This is a genomic window from Alteromonas sp. Cnat3-28 (assembly GCF_022348265.1).
GTDB classification, from domain to species: domain Bacteria; phylum Pseudomonadota; class Gammaproteobacteria; order Enterobacterales; family Alteromonadaceae; genus Alteromonas; species Alteromonas macleodii.
The window spans coordinates 251022-267639 of the sequence record NZ_JAKREY010000003.1; the positions used below are offsets into that span (position 1 = coordinate 251022).

16 protein-coding genes are annotated in these 16618 nt (G+C 44.2%); 7 read left to right on the forward strand and 9 right to left on the reverse strand.

Annotation, left to right across the window (positions count from 1 at the left end; all coding sequences use genetic code 11):
* Window positions 1-51 precede the first annotated feature (51 nt).
* Window positions 52-1335 carry a pectinacetylesterase family protein gene (locus tag MHM87_RS05070; RefSeq protein WP_239257945.1) on the forward strand — a complete coding sequence of 428 codons (1284 nt, stop codon included), beginning with the start codon at window positions 52-54 and terminating at the stop codon, window positions 1333-1335.
* A 218-nt stretch (window positions 1336-1553) separates the two neighbouring features.
* Here MHM87_RS05070 and MHM87_RS05075 read toward each other — a convergent pair whose 3' ends face one another.
* From MHM87_RS05075 to MHM87_RS05110, 8 genes are all read right to left on the reverse strand, one after another.
* Window positions 1554-1775, reverse strand: coding sequence for an XRE family transcriptional regulator (locus tag MHM87_RS05075; protein ID WP_014950268.1), 222 nt, complete (start codon window positions 1773-1775; stop codon window positions 1554-1556).
* Window positions 1776-2140: 365 nt separating this feature from the next.
* Complete coding sequence (locus MHM87_RS05080) at window positions 2141-2653, reverse strand: WbuC family cupin fold metalloprotein (RefSeq protein ID WP_014950269.1); 513 nt, start codon at window positions 2651-2653, stop codon at window positions 2141-2143.
* A gap of 13 nt (window positions 2654-2666) precedes the next feature.
* Entirely contained in the window at window positions 2667-4730 is a 2064-nt protein-coding gene (locus MHM87_RS05085) for a glycoside hydrolase family 97 protein (protein WP_239257946.1), read from the reverse strand.
* Window positions 4731-4824: 94 nt separating this feature from the next.
* Window positions 4825-5829, reverse strand: coding sequence for a ribosome biogenesis GTPase YlqF (gene ylqF, locus MHM87_RS05090; RefSeq protein WP_014977114.1), 1005 nt, complete (start codon window positions 5827-5829; stop codon window positions 4825-4827).
* 38 nt (window positions 5830-5867) lie between these two features.
* Window positions 5868-6650: an RNA methyltransferase gene (locus tag MHM87_RS05095; RefSeq protein ID WP_239257947.1), complete on the reverse strand. Its 783-nt coding sequence runs from the start codon at window positions 6648-6650 to the stop codon at window positions 5868-5870.
* A 177-nt stretch (window positions 6651-6827) separates the two neighbouring features.
* Window positions 6828-7133, reverse strand: a complete 306-nt coding sequence (locus MHM87_RS05100) for a hypothetical protein (RefSeq protein ID WP_014977116.1) — start codon at window positions 7131-7133, stop codon at window positions 6828-6830.
* Between the two features lie 4 nt (window positions 7134-7137).
* Window positions 7138-7419, reverse strand: a complete 282-nt coding sequence (locus MHM87_RS05105) for a hypothetical protein (RefSeq protein WP_014950274.1) — start codon at window positions 7417-7419, stop codon at window positions 7138-7140.
* A gap of 144 nt (window positions 7420-7563) precedes the next feature.
* On the reverse strand, window positions 7564-9597 hold the full coding sequence (locus MHM87_RS05110; protein WP_239257948.1) for an aminotransferase class V-fold PLP-dependent enzyme: 2034 nt from the start codon (window positions 9595-9597) through the stop codon (window positions 7564-7566).
* 198 nt (window positions 9598-9795) lie between these two features.
* Here MHM87_RS05110 and MHM87_RS05115 point away from each other — a divergent pair, with 198 nt between their 5' ends.
* The 3 genes from MHM87_RS05115 to MHM87_RS05125 all read left to right on the forward strand — a co-directional run bounded on the left by MHM87_RS05115 (window position 9796) and on the right by MHM87_RS05125 (window position 11132).
* On the forward strand, window positions 9796-10161 hold the full coding sequence (locus tag MHM87_RS05115) for a hypothetical protein (RefSeq protein ID WP_239257949.1): 366 nt from the start codon (window positions 9796-9798) through the stop codon (window positions 10159-10161).
* Window position 10162: 1 nt separating this feature from the next.
* Window positions 10163-10369 carry a hypothetical protein gene (locus MHM87_RS05120; protein ID WP_014977119.1) on the forward strand — a complete coding sequence of 69 codons (207 nt, stop codon included), beginning with the start codon at window positions 10163-10165 and terminating at the stop codon, window positions 10367-10369.
* Window positions 10370-10475: 106 nt separating this feature from the next.
* Window positions 10476-11132 (forward strand): crotonase/enoyl-CoA hydratase family protein, encoded by a 657-nt coding sequence (locus MHM87_RS05125; RefSeq protein ID WP_039231375.1) that lies wholly within the window; start codon window positions 10476-10478, stop codon window positions 11130-11132.
* A gap of 58 nt (window positions 11133-11190) precedes the next feature.
* Here the strand turns inward: MHM87_RS05125 and MHM87_RS05130 are convergent, their stop codons facing one another.
* Window positions 11191-11706 carry an Mpo1-like protein gene (locus MHM87_RS05130; RefSeq protein ID WP_239257950.1) on the reverse strand — a complete coding sequence of 172 codons (516 nt, stop codon included), beginning with the start codon at window positions 11704-11706 and terminating at the stop codon, window positions 11191-11193.
* A 187-nt stretch (window positions 11707-11893) separates the two neighbouring features.
* On the opposite strand from MHM87_RS05130, the gene MHM87_RS05135 reads away from it, so the two are divergent.
* The 3 genes from MHM87_RS05135 (at window position 11894) to betA (ending at window position 16573) form a co-directional block, all read left to right on the forward strand.
* Window positions 11894-12757: an META domain-containing protein gene (locus MHM87_RS05135; protein WP_239257951.1), complete on the forward strand. Its 864-nt coding sequence runs from the start codon at window positions 11894-11896 to the stop codon at window positions 12755-12757.
* 678 nt (window positions 12758-13435) lie between these two features.
* Complete coding sequence (gene betB, locus MHM87_RS05140; protein WP_014979913.1) at window positions 13436-14902, forward strand: betaine-aldehyde dehydrogenase; 1467 nt, start codon at window positions 13436-13438, stop codon at window positions 14900-14902.
* 18 nt (window positions 14903-14920) lie between these two features.
* A complete protein-coding gene (gene betA / locus MHM87_RS05145; protein ID WP_239257952.1) occupies window positions 14921-16573 on the forward strand; it encodes a choline dehydrogenase in 1653 nt (550 codons plus the stop codon).
* The last annotated feature ends 45 nt before the right edge of the window (window positions 16574-16618 follow it).

Consider the following 16618-nt stretch of genomic DNA (forward strand, 5'->3'; position numbering starts at 1 on the left):
AATCAAACTTACTATTCAAACCATGTTTATCTATGTCAAAAGGAATTGTTTATGCATTCTTACGCTAAACGTTTTCGCTATTTTGCTGTAATGGCACTGAGTTTCTGTGCCCATAATGCCTTTGCACAATGGGAGCAAATCACTCCTGAAAATGAGGTGGTGGTATCAGTACCTGGCGGCGGTGAAAAAACCGTGTACCCATCATGTTCTCTTCCCGCTTTACCGGGACCAGAGGGGTTAGCCCCCAACCCATTCTCGTTTTATTTCGAACAAGGAGAAAGTGATAACCTACTTATCTACTTCAATGGTGGCGGCGCCTGCTGGGACAGTGCCACTTGCTTAGCGTCAATGCAGCTTGAGTTTGACGACAACCCGATGTCGCGAGCCGCTTATAACCCATCAGCCGTAATCGAAAATACGCCATTTATTTCAGGCGGAATATTTGAAGATACACAAGAGAACCCTTTTCAAACTTGGTCAAAAGTTTTCATTCCCTACTGTACTGGCGACCTACACTTAGGCTCAAAAGACACGCAGTACGTTGACGAGCTTGGTATCGTTACAGGTCTACCTGGTGCCGAAGTTACTTTAAAGCACCGTGGTCACGACAACGCGCTAGTTGTTATGCAGTGGATTAAAGAAAAACTGAACAACGATGATTTATCACCCAACAAAGTGCTACTCAGTGGAAGCAGTGCGGGCGGTTATGGTGCAACGTTCAACTTCCCCTACTTCCAATCGCTGTTTGGTCGCACAAAGGTTGCCCTCTTCGCTGATGCGTCGCTTGGTGTTATATCCCGAGGCTTTACGCAAACAGTCCTAAACTATCAAGGACCATGGGGGATAGAAGATACACTACCACGTAATTTCCAATCACTGATTGGCAATTTTAACCATCTAACGCTCAATAAGCAGGTGATGCTGCGATTAGCTTATCAGTACCCTTGGAACCGTTTTGCGCAATATTCAACAGGAACCGACATTGTTCAAATTCAGTTTTCTAAAATCTCTGATCAGGTCTCTAGAGATAATTTAGACCCAACGACATGGGGTGTAACAGAATCTGATTTAGGCTACATACTTGGCTGGCAACTTCAGGCTAATGCGTCACTTCATGCGCTGTCAGCTTTCACATGGAATTATCAATTTTACCTTGGTGAAGGCACCTGCCACATGGTGCTAAACGATTTTTGTGAAGATAATGCCTTCCCAGTATCCTCACCTAGCCCATTTTATAATGAGCAGAGTGCGCGGGGTATTTCCTTTAACGAATGGCTACACACGTTTGCTACGTCACGCCGCTTTAGAGAAAATAGCGCGGCATACTATCACTAGGATACGTAGTGCGAACTTGTAATAAAAAGTAATCAATAACATGGCAAGTCCAACCCAGCAGTGGTTGGATTAGCCATATTTTTACCTGCGGTAACACGCCGCGATTACGAACATTTTAAGTCTCGCTGAGTGGGTAATTATCTATGAGGACTGGTATTAAAACTAGGATTTGTCGTTCCTTGCTGTGCATTTATGCAGCAACAAATTAACACGCCCTACTACCCTACTTGTAAAGTAGCGCCATCAGGCATAGTTACTTCAATTTTCATGTTCCCGCCAACCGCAGCTAAATATGCAGCCGCACGTTGAAGTGAAACGTCCTGAATACGTTTCGATTCCAATTTGCTTACGCCAGAAGCCGTAACCGATAACGCCATTGCTACGACTTCCTGTTTAACTCTGTGCTGCTTTCTGATGTCACCTAGTGTGATTTCTTTCATTGTCTTTTACCGAGAATTACGGGCATTAAAAAAGCCCAGATGGTGATACCTTCTGGGCTTTTGCAAAACGTTCTACCTGCAGTGCCCAGAAGCCAATACTTGCCCCTGAACACCGACGGTCAGGTGCAATCAGTAATTAAAATTATAAAAATAACCAGTTGAAACGTTTTGCATGATAATTCTCTTTTCACAATGTGCTTGTACATACGACCCTGTGCCGCGACTAAGCTAAATGTTGAGGCTTCGGTGCTTTTCAAAATTTAGCAGCGGCCTTCTGTCACTTATCCTTAACCATACCATGTAGATAAGCAATAGCAATGACTTTCCAAAAAGGAAAGTACCGAAAGCCGGCTATAAGCGCTTTATTAGGCAAGTAGAGGCTTTAAAAAACGTACGTTATCGCCCACCGCCGCTTGCTTAAGTGATGCTAGAAAATTGGGGACCTGGTCGCTTCCTTCTTCAGGAGACCAGCTTGCAAAACCCTTATCATCGGTGACTTCGTAAGGCCCTTGTTTAACTTCCATGAAAACTACTGGGCTATGACACACCGTTGCGTGCCAGGTATTAGGAGGAATCTCAATTCCGCAGGTCTCTCCGCGAGCGGTTAGCGTTACTCTGTTTTCGACTTCGCCATCGTCGCTGAAAAATAGAATGTCTAATTCGCCCTCTACCACCATGAAGAACTCCCACTTATGAGACTGTACATGTCGATGAGGCCGCACGTAGGAGTCAGGCATCATTGCAATAAACAAACGCTGTACCATGTCGGTATAAGATTTATGTACGTTCAAATTAGCCCGTCGGCGAGGACTTTCCTCAGCCGACTGTTTAAGCGTTTCAAACAACGCTTTATCAAAATACTGAATCTTATCCAACATCACACCCTGTCTATTATTGCGATAGTAATTTAAAGCGTATCGCTCCTCCCCCCGATGGCGCAAGCTTTAATGACAAGACATCAGCAGACGTCACTACCTTTTTCTCGATGTTCATTGCGTAGGGGTTTGTTTTCCAATGCGCTTTCTCTCCATCCAGATAGAACTGCGCTTCATACTGCCGACCTTCCTCTAGAAAGGTTAGCGGTAGTGATAACTCTCTGGCTTCTTCATTCGTAATTGCACCAACATACCAATCATTTCCAGAGTAGGATTTGTGCTTGCTCGCTTTACGCGCCATTACAATATATTCGCCCACTTCCCCTTGAAGCGCTTTACTATGAGACCAATCTGTAGGGACGTCTTTAATAAACTGAAACGCCGGTAAATTATTCTCATAATTACGAGGCAAGTCTGCTGCCATTTGGATAGGGCTGTACAGCACTACATATTGGGCCAGTTGCTTGGCAAGCGTTGTTTGAGGGCGCATAACCTCTCCTTTGCCCCACTCGATTCCGCCGTCATTAGTTCTTACATAGTCAAAGTTGAAAATGCCAGGTGTGAAATCCATCGGACCAGCGAGCATGCGAGTAAACGCCAACATAGGAATATGGTTGGGTGGATTAGGTGCTGCCCACCCTGAGTTGTATTCCTGACCACGAGCGCTTTCTCGCGATATCCAGTTTGGATAAGTACGGCGAAGGCCGGTATCTTTTACCGATTCATGAGTGTTGATAGACAACTGATATTTCGCAGCGGTTGTGACGTTCTTAATAAAATGGTTTACCACTTCTTGGCTGTCGGTATATTCATAGCGCAGTACGTTGTTGTCGTCGCGCACTTTGAGATTTTGGCCATGGGCAACATAGCCCGTTTTAATTTGAGAAACCCCCAGCTTGTTGTACAGGGCAAAACCGTCTTCCATCTGCGCTTCGTAGTTGGTTATTCCTCCTGATGTTTCATGGTGTCCTATTAACTTCACGCCAACTTTCTCGCCGTAGCTGGTCACCGCTTCAATATCAAAGTCTGGATAACTTTCTGTGAAAGAAAATAACTCTGAATTCGCTATCCAATCACCATCCCAACCTTTATTCCAACCTTCAACCAATACACCATCAAAACCGTGTTTAGCGGCGAAGTCCATGTATTGCTTTGTGCGCTGAGTAGTAGCACCATGCTTGTCTCCAGAGCCCCACGTATACTCATCAATGTGCATTCCCCACCAAATACCTATGTATTTTCCTGGTTCAACCCAGCTCACGTCACCGAGTTTATTTGGCTCATTAAGATTCAAAACAAGGTATGAATTAACCAAATCCGTTGCGTCATTTCCTAACGTAATGGTGCGCCATGGGGTAACAAAACTATCGGTTTTATGCACCAAACTCCCGTCGTGACGAGGTGCCAGCGACGCTGTAAAACGCCCTAACTCTTGTCTTTTAAGGCTCATACCCGCGTAATCAACAAGGGCAGCTTCATGAATAGCGACATGAGTGCCGTTTTCATACTTCACCGTGAATGGCGTGTGAGCGGTGTGAACGTCTTGCAGATTAGTGGATTGATAAACATATTCATATCTATCTCGACCATGGGCAGGGATCCAAAACGCTTTTGCTTGATGAGAATCGACTAAGTTAAATTCAGTCAGCTCTCTAGTAATTATGCGATTACCGCTTGCAGGTAGCTCGTAGCGAAAGCCGATACCATCGTTAAAAACTCTTGCCCTTACAAGAAAAGTGCGGTCTTTATCGCTTGGGTTATAGAACTTGACCAAAAGCTCATTGTGGTTGTCGCGAATGTCTCGCTGCTCTCCCCACGGCTGCTGCCATGTTTGATCCACCGTATTCCTGCTTATCTCTTCTACTTTAAAGTCGCGATATAAAGGGGCGGCTTTTGCAAAAGTAAAGCCAAGCTTACCGAGCCCTAAAACGGGTTCTCCGTTAAATGACACCCAATATTGCGCTAATTCGCCATCATCTGTGAACGATAACTTTACTTTTTTATCTGGGGAGAGAACCGACAACTCATTAGCTATTGAAGGCAAGGAGACGGCCAATAGAAGGAGCAAAAATACGCGCATAAATTATCCAACAAAAGTTGTTAACCTAATGTTAGTATCAAGTAGTAGTGAATTTTTGCAACCCATTCCTTAATCGATTAAGCCTATTTTTTGGTTAGCGCTTGTTTTTCTTCATCCTACGGCTTTGTTCTTGACGCTTCTCTTCTCGTTTTTCTTTCCGATCTTTCTTATCCGGCGTTAACGAGCCTGTTTTGAATTTTGCTTTACGCTTGGCTTTCGCTTCAGCTTTCTTCGCCGCCTCAAGTGCCATTTCTTCTTTTTCGACTTCCAGCATTTCTGGTGTCTCTAGGGTTATTCGCCCCAACTTACCCGACTGCAGTTCTTTAAGCAGGATCTCGCATATTTTATGAAGATTTACGCGACCACCCGCTTGAATTGCTCCACGCGTTTTGGCGGCGGCTTCCAAAAACTCTATTTCAGTATCTGGCAACTCGTCCAGCTTATAGCGCTCCTTCATTACTTCTGGATACGCTTTAATAAGGTAATCTGCCGCAAAAAAACCGACATCGTCGTATTCCATGGCAGTATTTTTAACAGCGCCCGATGAAGCTAACCGATAAATTGAATGTGGGTTTTCAAGCTTAGGCCACAGTACTCCCGGTGTATCAAACAAGATAATACCGCTGCCTAAATTTATGCGCTGCTGGCTTTTCGTTACAGCTGGCTCGTTGCCTGTTTTAGCAATGATTCGGTCGGCTAAAATATTAATTAGCGTCGATTTACCCACGTTAGGTATACCTGTGATCATAGCTTTAATTGCTTTTGGCTGACCTTCTTTATACGAACAAATGCTTTTAACCAGCTGCATGATTTGCTTGCTGTTGCCCGGGTTATCGCTAGAGGTCGTGATCGTCTTCACGCCGCGCTCTTTCTCTAAGCTCTCCTGCCAGCGCGCAGTAATTTCTGGGTCTGCCAAATCATACTTATTAAGAATTTTAATACAGGGCTTATCGCCGCGTATTTTTGCAATTTCGGGGTTTTCACTGGAATATGGAATACGCGCGTCAAGCACCTCAATAAGAATGTCTACTTGATTAAGCGACTCTTTAATTTCTTTCAGGGCCTTGTGCATATGCCCTGGGAACCATTGTAATGCCATGGTTGTTTCCTATCGTAATCGAGTTGAGGGGAGTGTGCTTAACGGGTTAATTCATAAGCGCAGATATTCACAGCGCTGGCTAAGTTTAACGAGTCAATCTTACCGCTTCCCGCAATGGTATACGCCGTTGCGTTTAGCTTTGATAGTGCCTCAACAGGCACGCCACGGGCTTCGTTACCAAACAGATAACACTGATAATCACCAAAGGTGTTAGAGGTGATATTACTACCATTTATATCCAAGAAAGCGAAACGTTCGAACCGCTCGCCTAGGCTTTCAAGCGCCACGTTTAATTCCATGTTTACATGGAAAATAGCCCCCATACTTGAGCGTACAACTTTCGAGTTGTATGGATCTACGCTATTTGGGCTTAGTAATAATGTAAAATCCCCAAACCACGCTAGCGTTCTTAGTATGGTGCCTAAGTTGCCAGGGTCTTGAACTTCATACAAATAAATGTACTTTTCGGCACTGGATTTGTTTGCTGAAATGCTGGTTTGTGACCGCTCTGAATATAACGCGGAGTTAGGAAGTGGAACGCGAGCAATAATACCTTGAGGTGACTTAGTATCGCTGAGTTGCTGCATTTGTTGAGACGATACCGTTTCTACCTTCATATTAGAGACTGAAGAATCAAGTTTTTCTTTCAGCCACGCCTCATAATCAGCTGTCACATAAAGGGTGATATCACCTAATGTACTGCTGTCATGCTGAGCAACATTAATTAACTCTAAAACTAAGTGCTCTCCTTCCACCAAATAGAATCCGAACTGCGTTCTAAATTTCTTTTGATGAAGCTTTTTCACGTCACTTAGTTTCATTTGCACTGCCCTTTTTATAACTTTCGGCGCAAGTGTAAGGTATGAAACCCAAAACGCAAAGCGGCAACGCTTAATAGTGAAACAAATAATGAGAGAAAAAGATTGTAGTGGAGAAATACAGGATAAAGGGGAGTATCAAAAAGGCGTTTCAAATATACTTGTAAACGCCTTTTTTAATTACCGAGATACCAAGACACCTAAAGCGTTCCAACGTTTGCGAGGCTCACCAATTGGAATACATAAGCAGGCCTCTTCTTTTTCACTTGGTAAAATCTGACATACAACATTTGCACTTTTAAACTCGTGAGCAAGTTCTGTTGCAAATATCTCCGTCACACCTTCCACCAGCACAAACTCGTTTTGCTTTTTCAACGCTGTAGCCAACTCTTCTACCGCTTTTAGTGAAAGCGGCCATAAAGTACGCAATACTCTTAACGATGCAACTGAGGTGATATCGCCACCTTGAATTTGTACTTTAAACATTGAATTACTCGTCTAATGTTGTTGCTTCTTGAGTATCATCACTCGTTGACGCTAATGACGTGCCAGCGGCAAATCCACCTGCGCCTGCTAAACCAATACCAACGACACCAACTCCGATTTCACCAAGCGTTGCAGCGCCCGCAAGAGCAATGGGCACAGTTGCTAACCCTGCTGTGCCAACAATGGCAATACCCAAACCAATCATAGCAATGCCAACGCCTAGCTGCTCCCAACCATCAAAGCCGCCGGACACCATTTCAATTTCACTTGTATTTAACTCTTTCATTTACATTTCCTTGTTTTATTAGGCTTCCATTCGAAGCCAAAAACAGGGTAAAAAATGGAATAACAAATAGAAACTGTTCGATGGACGGGTTTTAACACTTAAGAGCTAAAGCACCGTCCAAACTGGTTTGGTTCGCTTTTTTTCCTACTGTTGGTCAGCTACAACATAAATTTCACCGTCGTAAATACCTTGGACGGTAAGCTTCTGGCTTGCCAGTGCCTGAAGGTAATCAATATGCGCTTGTTCCACTTTCTGTCCAGGAACAATAAGCGGAATACCAGGCGGATACGGTGTAATTAAACCTGCTGCAGTGCGTCCAACGCTGTTTTGCCATGGAATGGCTTCCCTAGGGCTGAAAAACGCTTTTGACGGAAGGTCGTCTAAATGAATTGGCGGAATGTCTGCCGGTAACGGACTCTTGCTCTTGCGCTTGCTTAGGTTAACGGCGCCATCATCAAGACGTTTTAACGCGTTGTATAGCCTTACAATTTTAGAGCGCATTCCACCTAGCGTAAGCAGTACTAGAATAGTGCTATGAGTAAACTTCTCGATTTCTAAACCAACTTCGTCCATTAAGAAACGATGTATTTCTTGGTTTGAATAATCAAGCGCCGATACGTCAATTAAGATTTTAAGCGGGTCGTGCCCAATGTTGTCACTTTCAAAGTGAGAAAACATATTCGCAAAGTCACTAGGCGAAAGTATTTTAAGTCGCTTAAACTTGGCCATTTGCGATTTGAGTTCGGCAACATTGCTCAATAGCTCATTAAGGATTTTGTAGCCTTCCATTTCCAGCTGCTGACGACATACATCAAGCGAGGCAATGAGTTGATACTTGGGCGAGGTACTGGTGTGAATTGCAAACACTTCTTTAAAAAAGTCTTTATCGAAATCTGGATCGTTTACATGAATAAAGGATGCTTGCGAGAACGCCGACACCACTTTGTGCGCAGAGTGAGTAATATAGTCTGCCCCAGCGGCGATAGCCGAGTAGTCACGCAATGCAGGATGGAACAAGGAATACGCAAACCATGCTTCGTCAATGAACACTTTAATGCCATGCTCGTGGGCTAAATTTACGACTTGCTTAAGGTCAGTCAATAACCCGTCGTAGGTACAGCCCGTCAGTACGATAAGTTTAGCATCAGTATTTTCTTCAATAAGCTGCTTAATTTGCGCCATTCTAGGCGGTGAGAAAATACCGTATTCAGGGTTAAATACACTGTCTAAATACACTGGCATAGCGCGCGCCTGAATAATGCCGTAGTGCACTGACTTGTGGCAGTTTCTGTCGGCAATTACTTTGTCGCCCTCACGCAACAGCGTCTGCAAAATGATTTTGTTTGATGTCGAAGAGCCGTTCGTGACGAAATAGGAATGGCGAACTTCAAATGTATTCGCGACAGCGGCTTGCGCTTTCCCGATAGCGTGAGTGCCATCTGATAGTGAGCCCAGCGAGTCTACGCTTACCGATAAGTCACTAACAAACACGTTACGACCAAAGAAGCGATAAAAATCACTGATATAGGGTGAATTTCTAAAGCTTGCGCCACCGCTGTGACCTGGCGTATGCCACGAGTCATTAGACTCTACTACATAGTCTTTGTATTCAGTCCAAAACGGCGTTTCGTTTCTATCATCAAAGTCATTGATGATATAACCCAAAATAGACTCTGGGTCTGAAATAATGTCGTTACGATAGAAGAATGATTCAATGCCATTGGCTTGGTTTACAATATCCAACCCTTTTACTGCATCGCCTAAGACATACACGGGGAGTTCAGGGCGAATGCGTTTAATGGCGTCTATAACTCTGGCGTTATTATCAATAACAGCGTTGCGTGCGGACGACTTTTCGCCTGTGGTTTTCTCGTTCGCGTTTTGTGAACTAACGCTTTCGGCTGCGGGGCTCGTATTTTCATTAAGTACGCCATTTAATGGCACAACGTCTGTTAGCTCTTTGACCTTCGCCACCACATCCCAGCTAAATACCACAGCTTGAATGTCACCGTCTTCACGAACAAATTGTAGTGCCTTTGCAACAGAGTTCGCTTCAAGCAGGCTTATTTCAACGTCACTTCGGTCAAAGTAAGTGATGGTGTTGCCTATACTCGAGGTGATTTGTTCCAATAAATCAACAGCATCTTCTATAACAAGAATTTTTAAATGAGGGCGCATTAACCAACCATGTAATTAATAATGAGCATTTAGCGCTAGGCTAAAACTCATAAAACTAAGAATCAATAAACTAAGAATCTATAAACAAAAACAGTAAAACTAAAAATAGTGTAACTCTGAATTTCACTGGTGTCGTGTAAACTCTTGCTATGTCGTAATAAAAGTGCGTAAACGAATTGGACGAGGGCTAAATCACGCATGCACACACCTTCCCTTCAGAACCAATTCCCACACGCTTATCTCTCAAAATCAACGGAGCACACGAAGAACCTACGAGAATTTCTACACTACGCGAAAAATGTGCTCCCTTCTATTGCATCTGCAAAGAAAAACGCCTGGCCAATACATCATGACCACTGCTTTATGCGAGTGATTTTAGACAATATTGTCGGCTGTGCGTGGTATGAGGTCATTCCCTCGCCGGCCTATAAAAACCTGACCGACGAGCAAGCCAACGCAGCGTTAAACCTCGCGAGACAGATAGCCACTGAGAGTGTCTCGCTTCACGTACTCAACCAACGCTCGAAACAATGGCGCAATAAGCAGCTAAAACTGGAGTTTTAGTATGACAAAACGAACAACCATTAACGACGCAATTTTGATAGAGGATGGTCAAGACCTAGAGCGAATTGTGAAAGACAAACGTGCGCAATGGCGGGCTAATAACGCGAAAGCGCGTCGCAGACAACGCCGATATAAAAAGAAGCTTATTGCAGAACTTCCGCGAATTATCACCGATATTCATAGCACATATCCCGAAGATGAAGCCTAAAGCACTATCATAAAAGAAATCAATTACCTACAATCACTGCTAGAAAGTTGCGCTTAACAGAGCGTAACGTAAATTAATTCCTCCCCAGAAAGTGACAGGACATACCATGGCGTTTAATTTAGCTATTAATAACGATATTGCAGTAATCACCTTTGACGACGGAAAAGTTAACGCCGTAGGCTTTGATCTTATTCAGCAGTTCAACGATGCCTTAGATGAAGCAGAGCAAAACGCAAAAGCGGTTGTATTACACGGTGGTGAAGGCAAGTTTTGCGGCGGGTTTGATTTATCGGTAATGAAAGCCGACGACAAAGCAAAACAACACGAGTTGGTGTCAAAAGGCGCTGAGTTAATCGTACGTCTTTATAGCTTCCCACTACCTGTAGTCGTTGCTGCAGAAGGTCACAGCATTGCAATGGGCGCAATTATGCTTATGGCTGCTGACCTGCGCATTGGTAAAGACGCAGATACTAAGTATGGGCTTAATGAAACCGCCATTGGTATGGTGCTACCGCCTTTCGGTATGGAGCTAGCCAAAGCCAGACTAGCGAATACGTCTCAAACTGAAGCATTGCTTTTTTCACGTATTTACCAAGGTAAAGAAGCAGTGAAAGCGGGCTTTATCGACGCTGCGGTGCCTCAAGAGCAGGTTTTAGCAACGGCCATGGGTTATGCAGAAAAGTTGAAGATGTTGCCTAGACAGTCTTTTGCTGAATCTAAGCTTCAGTTGCGTAAAGAGACAATAGCCAAGATGCAAGCCTAGGCCCTAGTTTGTAATAACGCGTTGAGACTGGTTATTTCAACGCGTTGTTTAGAAGTGATTACTTTACAGGCCCCGACCGGCGTTCTATCTCTTCCTTAAGTGCGCTTCTAAGGCCTAGCTCAAAACTTAATTCCGCAAGCACAAATAGTGGTCCTATCGCCAGCCCCATTATGTCGTCGACAAACGCAGGCTTTTTACCCTCATAGTGATGACCAATAAATTGAAGCACCCAACCACCAATAAAAATACCAAGTGAGATAGCAAGCCATGTTCCCACTTCATTCTGTGCGATGGGTTGAGCGAAATAGACCATAGCCCCCGTGATAAACGTCATCACTATGCCAAGTTTTATATCTAACTTAATGTAGAACGCATTACCAATTGCCCAAACAAAGAGCGCTGGGCTTATGATCATATCTCCAAAAATTGGCGCGCTAACTAGAAACGCAGGCTTACTTAGTAGACAGAAAACCGAGAAAACAATTAGCGGAATACCGACGTAATGGGTGTATATGTTTCTTTGATCTCTGTGGTACTTGGCGTACTCACTCAAGTGCTGTTCTAAATTTTTCATACTGCGTCACCCATAAGTTATATCAAGATGTTAGTTTACTCCCTTCTTTCGCTTACGAACTGTCGTTTTGACGACAAAGTGGAGGTATAGTGGTGCTCTTCGTGCTATTTGAGCTCAACGATTAAAGATGAACTTAGTTGTCTATCGCGAATCATAGTGAAATTGATTAAAAACAATTGGAGTTTTCATGACTTACAGGAAGTACCTTCGGGCTTTGACAGGTTCTGCGCTTCTTTCTTTAGCAGCGTGCAGCTCGGTCTCCTCTCTCTATTCAAATGAAAGTGAAGGTAGTGAAAAGCATACCGAAGGCAAACCCCTTACGTTAGCGGACAGTCATTGGCAGGTTGAAAGTATAGACCGAGCAGGAATTATCGATTTCAGCCATGTTACGCTTAACGTAAATTCAAACGGAGACACTAGCAGAGTAAGCGGCAGTACAGGTTGTAATCAGTTTACCGGAGCGCTAGATGTTGATGAAGCCGATACGGTATTTAGTGATAAAAGCTCAGCTGAATCCTTTTCCACTGATAAGCTCATTCTCACCAAAAAGGCATGTGCGCCTGCACTGATGAAACAAGAGCAACGCTTCATCGAAATGTTGGCCGCATCGGCAACTTATTCGATAGTGGAAAATACTTGGTTGGTGCTTTACGACAGTAATGGCAATGAAACGATTAGAGCGATTGCTTCACAGATTTCTCAATCGACGACAAACAAATCGGCAAGTACGACAAAAAGTAATGTAGATACGAAATTGTCTGACCTGGCTTCATCGCAAAAACAAGATGTGGTTGGCTCAAATGAACAAGAGTCGACCAAAACGTACAAATGTGAAACGCCTAATGCCAATCTCGCTACATTACGTGTAAATACGCTGGGGCCTGACACATTGGCCTTATCATTAAACAATACCCATCACATTGTGCAGTTATCACGTTCAGCATCGGGGGCAAAATACACCAACAACAAGAACGTAGTGTTTTGGAATAAAGGGGATGTTGCTACCCTATCGATCAACTCAGGTTATTACCATTGCAGTTTAAGCACCTAAAGCGAAATCGACGCTTACTTGTCTGTTTTAGGCTTAGTCTCTACCTTAATATTTACCTCACATGATGAAAGGGCCTAAGCTGCCCTTTTAACTTCTCTTTTCAACAGTATCAAATTGCGAAGAGCAATTGCTTTTAGCCCCGCAAGGTTAACCCTTACCTCCAACTCAATTAGTTTCAGTTAAACATTTTCGCACCTTTAATTGGTCAATCAAAAAGGAATTAAGCATGGGGATAGCTAATTCTTTATATATTTAATGTTTACAATTTTACTATTTAAAATCATTCACTTACCAGCAAGCTTCGCAGGTTACTCCTAGCCATTCCGCTTCTGTAACAATGCTCACAAGTTGAAACAATAGTTAGAACACTATACAATTTATTTTTATTGAACGACCAATTAAAATAAAAACATCAGTAAAAAGACGTGCGACATTACGTTTTAAAACCTTCAATAATGCGTCATTGGCGCAGTAGGTAATGATGTTTTTTACAGGGTGACTTTTACAAAGCGAAAGTGTTCTATTCGAGCAAGTTAGCACTTCAATAAAGAAAATAGTTTCAACACTATTCATCATTTTGAAACTATTTCTACGTATTAGGTATTCGTAATGGAAGTTAATTCGCAGTACCCGCAAATTGGCGAAAGTTTTAGTCCTTTTAAAAGTAGGAGTTTATGCATGTCATTACCGACTTATCAGAATTTCATTCACGGCAAGCCGATGGCAAACAAAAGCAAAGAAACCTTTGCTGTAACCAACCCCGCAACCGGTGAGGTAATTTACCACGTAGAAGTGGCTGATGAGTTTATTCAACAAGAAGCAATCAAAAGCGCTAAAGAAGGCTTTTCAGTGTGGTCAGCAATGATGCCAATTGAAAGAACCCGCATTCTTAATAAAGCGGTTGCATTGCTTCGTGAGCGTAATGACGAACTCGCTAAGCTTGAAGTACTCGATACCGGTAAGCCTATTCAAGAAGCCGACTGTGTTGATATTGAAACTGGCGCTGATGTCATTGAGTACTATGCCGGCCTTGCTCCTACTCAACTAGGTACCCAGCAACCTGTGGGTGGCGATTTCTTCTATACGCGCAAAGAAGCGCTAGGTATCTGTGCCGGTATTGGCGCATGGAACTACCCTATTCAAATCGCTTGCTGGAAATCAGGCCCTGCCCTTGCCGCAGGTAATGCGTTTATATTTAAGCCGTCAGAAGAAACCCCAATGGGTGCGCTTAAACTGGCTGAAATTTTCACCGAAGCTGGCGTACCTGACGGCGTATTTAATGTGGTTCAAGGCGCAGCACAAGTAGGTCAGTGGCTTACAAACAGTCCTGACATAGAGAAAGTATCGTTTACTGGTGAAGTAGGCACAGGTAAAAAAGTGATGCAAAGCGCCGCTGCGTCGAACTTAAAAGACGTAACAATGGAGCTTGGCGGTAAGTCACCGCTTGTGGTATTCGAAGATGCCGACATTAGCCAAGCTATTAGCGCCGCTATGCTTGGTAATTTTTATACCCAAGGTGAAATCTGCACTAACTGCACCCGTGTTTACGTTCAACGTTCTGTTTATCAAGCCTTTATTGATGAGCTTAAAGCCCGTACCGAAAACAACATTGTTATGGGCGATCCGCTTGACCCTAACGTAAACCTAGGCGCACTTATTTCTAAAAAGCACCAAGAGCTAGTACTTAGCTATATTGCCAAAGGAAAAGAAGAAGGCGCAACGCTGTTAACCGGCGGGAACGCTGCCTCTCCGGCATCTGCGCCAAATGGCTATTTTGTTGAGCCAACAATTTTCACTGACTGCACTGACGATATGACTATCGTTAAAGAAGAGATCTTCGGACCAGTAATGAGCGTGTTAGTTTTCGATGATGAAGACGAAGTGATCGCACGCGCGAATGACACTGAGCTAGGTTTAGCTGCCGGTGTATTTAGTAAGGATATCCAGCGCGCGCACCGCGTTATCCACCAGCTTCAAGCCGGTATTTGCTGGATAAATGCATATGGTAACTCTCCGGCTGAAATGCCTGTAGGCGGCTACAAACAGTCTGGCATTGGACGTGAAAACGGCGTTGAAACGCTTAATAGCTACACACAGACCAAATCGGTTTATGTAGGTATGAGCCAAATTGAGAGCCCGTTTTAAGCCGCAGTAGGAGTACATATGCAGACATTTGATTACATTATTGTTGGAGCTGGTTCTGCCGGCTGCGTGCTAGCGAACCGCTTATCGGAAAACCCAAAGCACAAGGTGTTGCTACTGGAAACCGGTGGCTCAGATAAAAGCATTTTCATCAAGATGCCAACGGCGCTGTCTATTCCTATGAATACCGACAAGTATGCGTGGCAATTCAACACTGAAAAAGAGCCCTATTTAAACAACCGTGAAATGCACTGCCCACGCGGTAAAGTGTTGGGCGGCTCGTCATCCATTAACGGTATGGTGTATGTACGCGGCCACGCTAAAGACTTTGACGAATGGGAAGCTCACGGCGCAGAGGGCTGGAATTATCAGGCGTGCCTCCCCTATTTCCAAAAAGCTGAAACCTGGTACAAAGGTAACGACGCGTACCGAGGTGGCAATGGTGAACTCGGCGTTAACAACGGTAACGAAATGAAGAACCCGCTTTATACGGCCTTCATTAAAGCCGGCGAACAGGCGGGCTACGATATCACTAGCGATTACAATGGTAAGCAGCAAGAAGGCTTCGGCCCTATGCATATGACCGTTAAAGATGGTGTACGCAGTTCGGCAAGCCGTGAATATCTTGACCCGGTAAAATCGCGTAAGAATTTAACTATAGTGACTGGCGCGCTGGTTACTAAAGTCGTGCTGGAAGATAAAGTCGCAAAAGGCGTTGAATATGTGGTGAACGGTAAAACCGAAACTGCCGCCGCCTCTAACGAAGTGATTTTAAGTGCCGGCTCTATTGGCTCGCCACACATCCTGCAACTTTCTGGAATTGGCGACAAAGATATTCTTGAAAAAGCAGGTGTCGATGTTAAGCACCACCTGCCGGGTGTGGGTCAAAACCTGCAAGATCATTTGGAATTTTATTTCCAGTACAAGTGCAAACAGCCAATTACGTTAAATCGCAAACTGGGCTTAATTTCAAAAGGGTTGATCGGCGCTCGCTGGTTGCTAAACCGTTCTGGGTTAGGCGCTACGAATCACTTTGAATCTTGCGCCTTCATTCGCTCGAAAGCAGACGTAGAGTGGCCTGACATTCAGTACCACTTCTTGCCTGCCGCTATTCGATACGACGGAAAGTCCGCGTTTGATGGCGATGGCTTTCAAGTGCACGTAGGTCACAACAAACCTAAAAGTAGAGGTAGCGTAACCCTTCAGTCGGCTAACCCGACGGTTCCACCTAAAATTTTGTTTAACTATTTGCAGCATCCAGATGATATCGAAGGGTTTAGAGCATGCGTAAGACTTACACGAGAAATCATCGCACAGTCAGCATTCGACGACTTCAGAGACGGCGAAATTCAGCCTGGCGAGCACATTCAGACGGATGAAGAAATAGACGCTTTTGTGCGTGAAGCCGTTGAGAGCGCTTACCATCCATCATGCTCTTGCAAAATGGGTGAAGATGAGATGGCAGTGGTAGATTCTCAAACCAATGTTCATGGCATAGAAGGATTGCGAGTGGTGGATTCTTCTATCTTCCCCACAATTCCAAACGGAAACCTAAATGCGCCAACCATCATGGTGGCGGAAAAGGCGGCAGACATCATTCTGGGTAAACCCGCTTTGCCACCACAAAACGTGCCCGTGGATATTCACCCGCATTGGCAAACAGAGCAACGCTAAATTTTTAGACTATCTCGCACCAGTGTGCTTGTTGTTAATACAAGC

Excerpts from the sequence above, each read along its gene's own strand:
- MHM87_RS05070 (WP_239257945.1), top strand. The coding sequence starts at position 52 with ATGCATTCTTACGCTAAACGTTTTCGCTATTTTGCTGTAATGGCACTG.
- MHM87_RS05075 (WP_014950268.1), bottom strand. The coding sequence starts at position 1,775 with ATGAAAGAAATCACACTAGGTGACATCAGAAAGCAGCACAGAGTTAAA.
- MHM87_RS05080 (WP_014950269.1), bottom strand. The coding sequence starts at position 2,653 with ATGTTGGATAAGATTCAGTATTTTGATAAAGCGTTGTTTGAAACGCTT.
- MHM87_RS05085 (WP_239257946.1), bottom strand. The coding sequence starts at position 4,730 with ATGCGCGTATTTTTGCTCCTTCTATTGGCCGTCTCCTTGCCTTCAATA.
- ylqF (WP_014977114.1), bottom strand. The coding sequence starts at position 5,829 with ATGGCATTACAATGGTTCCCAGGGCATATGCACAAGGCCCTGAAAGAA.
- MHM87_RS05095 (WP_239257947.1), bottom strand. The coding sequence starts at position 6,650 with ATGAAACTAAGTGACGTGAAAAAGCTTCATCAAAAGAAATTTAGAACG.
- MHM87_RS05100 (WP_014977116.1), bottom strand. The coding sequence starts at position 7,133 with ATGTTTAAAGTACAAATTCAAGGTGGCGATATCACCTCAGTTGCATCG.
- MHM87_RS05105 (WP_014950274.1), bottom strand. The coding sequence starts at position 7,419 with ATGAAAGAGTTAAATACAAGTGAAATTGAAATGGTGTCCGGCGGCTTT.
- MHM87_RS05110 (WP_239257948.1), bottom strand. The coding sequence starts at position 9,597 with ATGCGCCCTCATTTAAAAATTCTTGTTATAGAAGATGCTGTTGATTTA.
- MHM87_RS05115 (WP_239257949.1), top strand. The coding sequence starts at position 9,796 with ATGCACACACCTTCCCTTCAGAACCAATTCCCACACGCTTATCTCTCA.
- MHM87_RS05120 (WP_014977119.1), top strand. The coding sequence starts at position 10,163 with ATGACAAAACGAACAACCATTAACGACGCAATTTTGATAGAGGATGGT.
- MHM87_RS05125 (WP_039231375.1), top strand. The coding sequence starts at position 10,476 with ATGGCGTTTAATTTAGCTATTAATAACGATATTGCAGTAATCACCTTT.
- MHM87_RS05130 (WP_239257950.1), bottom strand. The coding sequence starts at position 11,706 with ATGAAAAATTTAGAACAGCACTTGAGTGAGTACGCCAAGTACCACAGA.
- MHM87_RS05135 (WP_239257951.1), top strand. The coding sequence starts at position 11,894 with ATGACTTACAGGAAGTACCTTCGGGCTTTGACAGGTTCTGCGCTTCTT.
- betB (WP_014979913.1), top strand. The coding sequence starts at position 13,436 with ATGTCATTACCGACTTATCAGAATTTCATTCACGGCAAGCCGATGGCA.
- betA (WP_239257952.1), top strand. The coding sequence starts at position 14,921 with ATGCAGACATTTGATTACATTATTGTTGGAGCTGGTTCTGCCGGCTGC.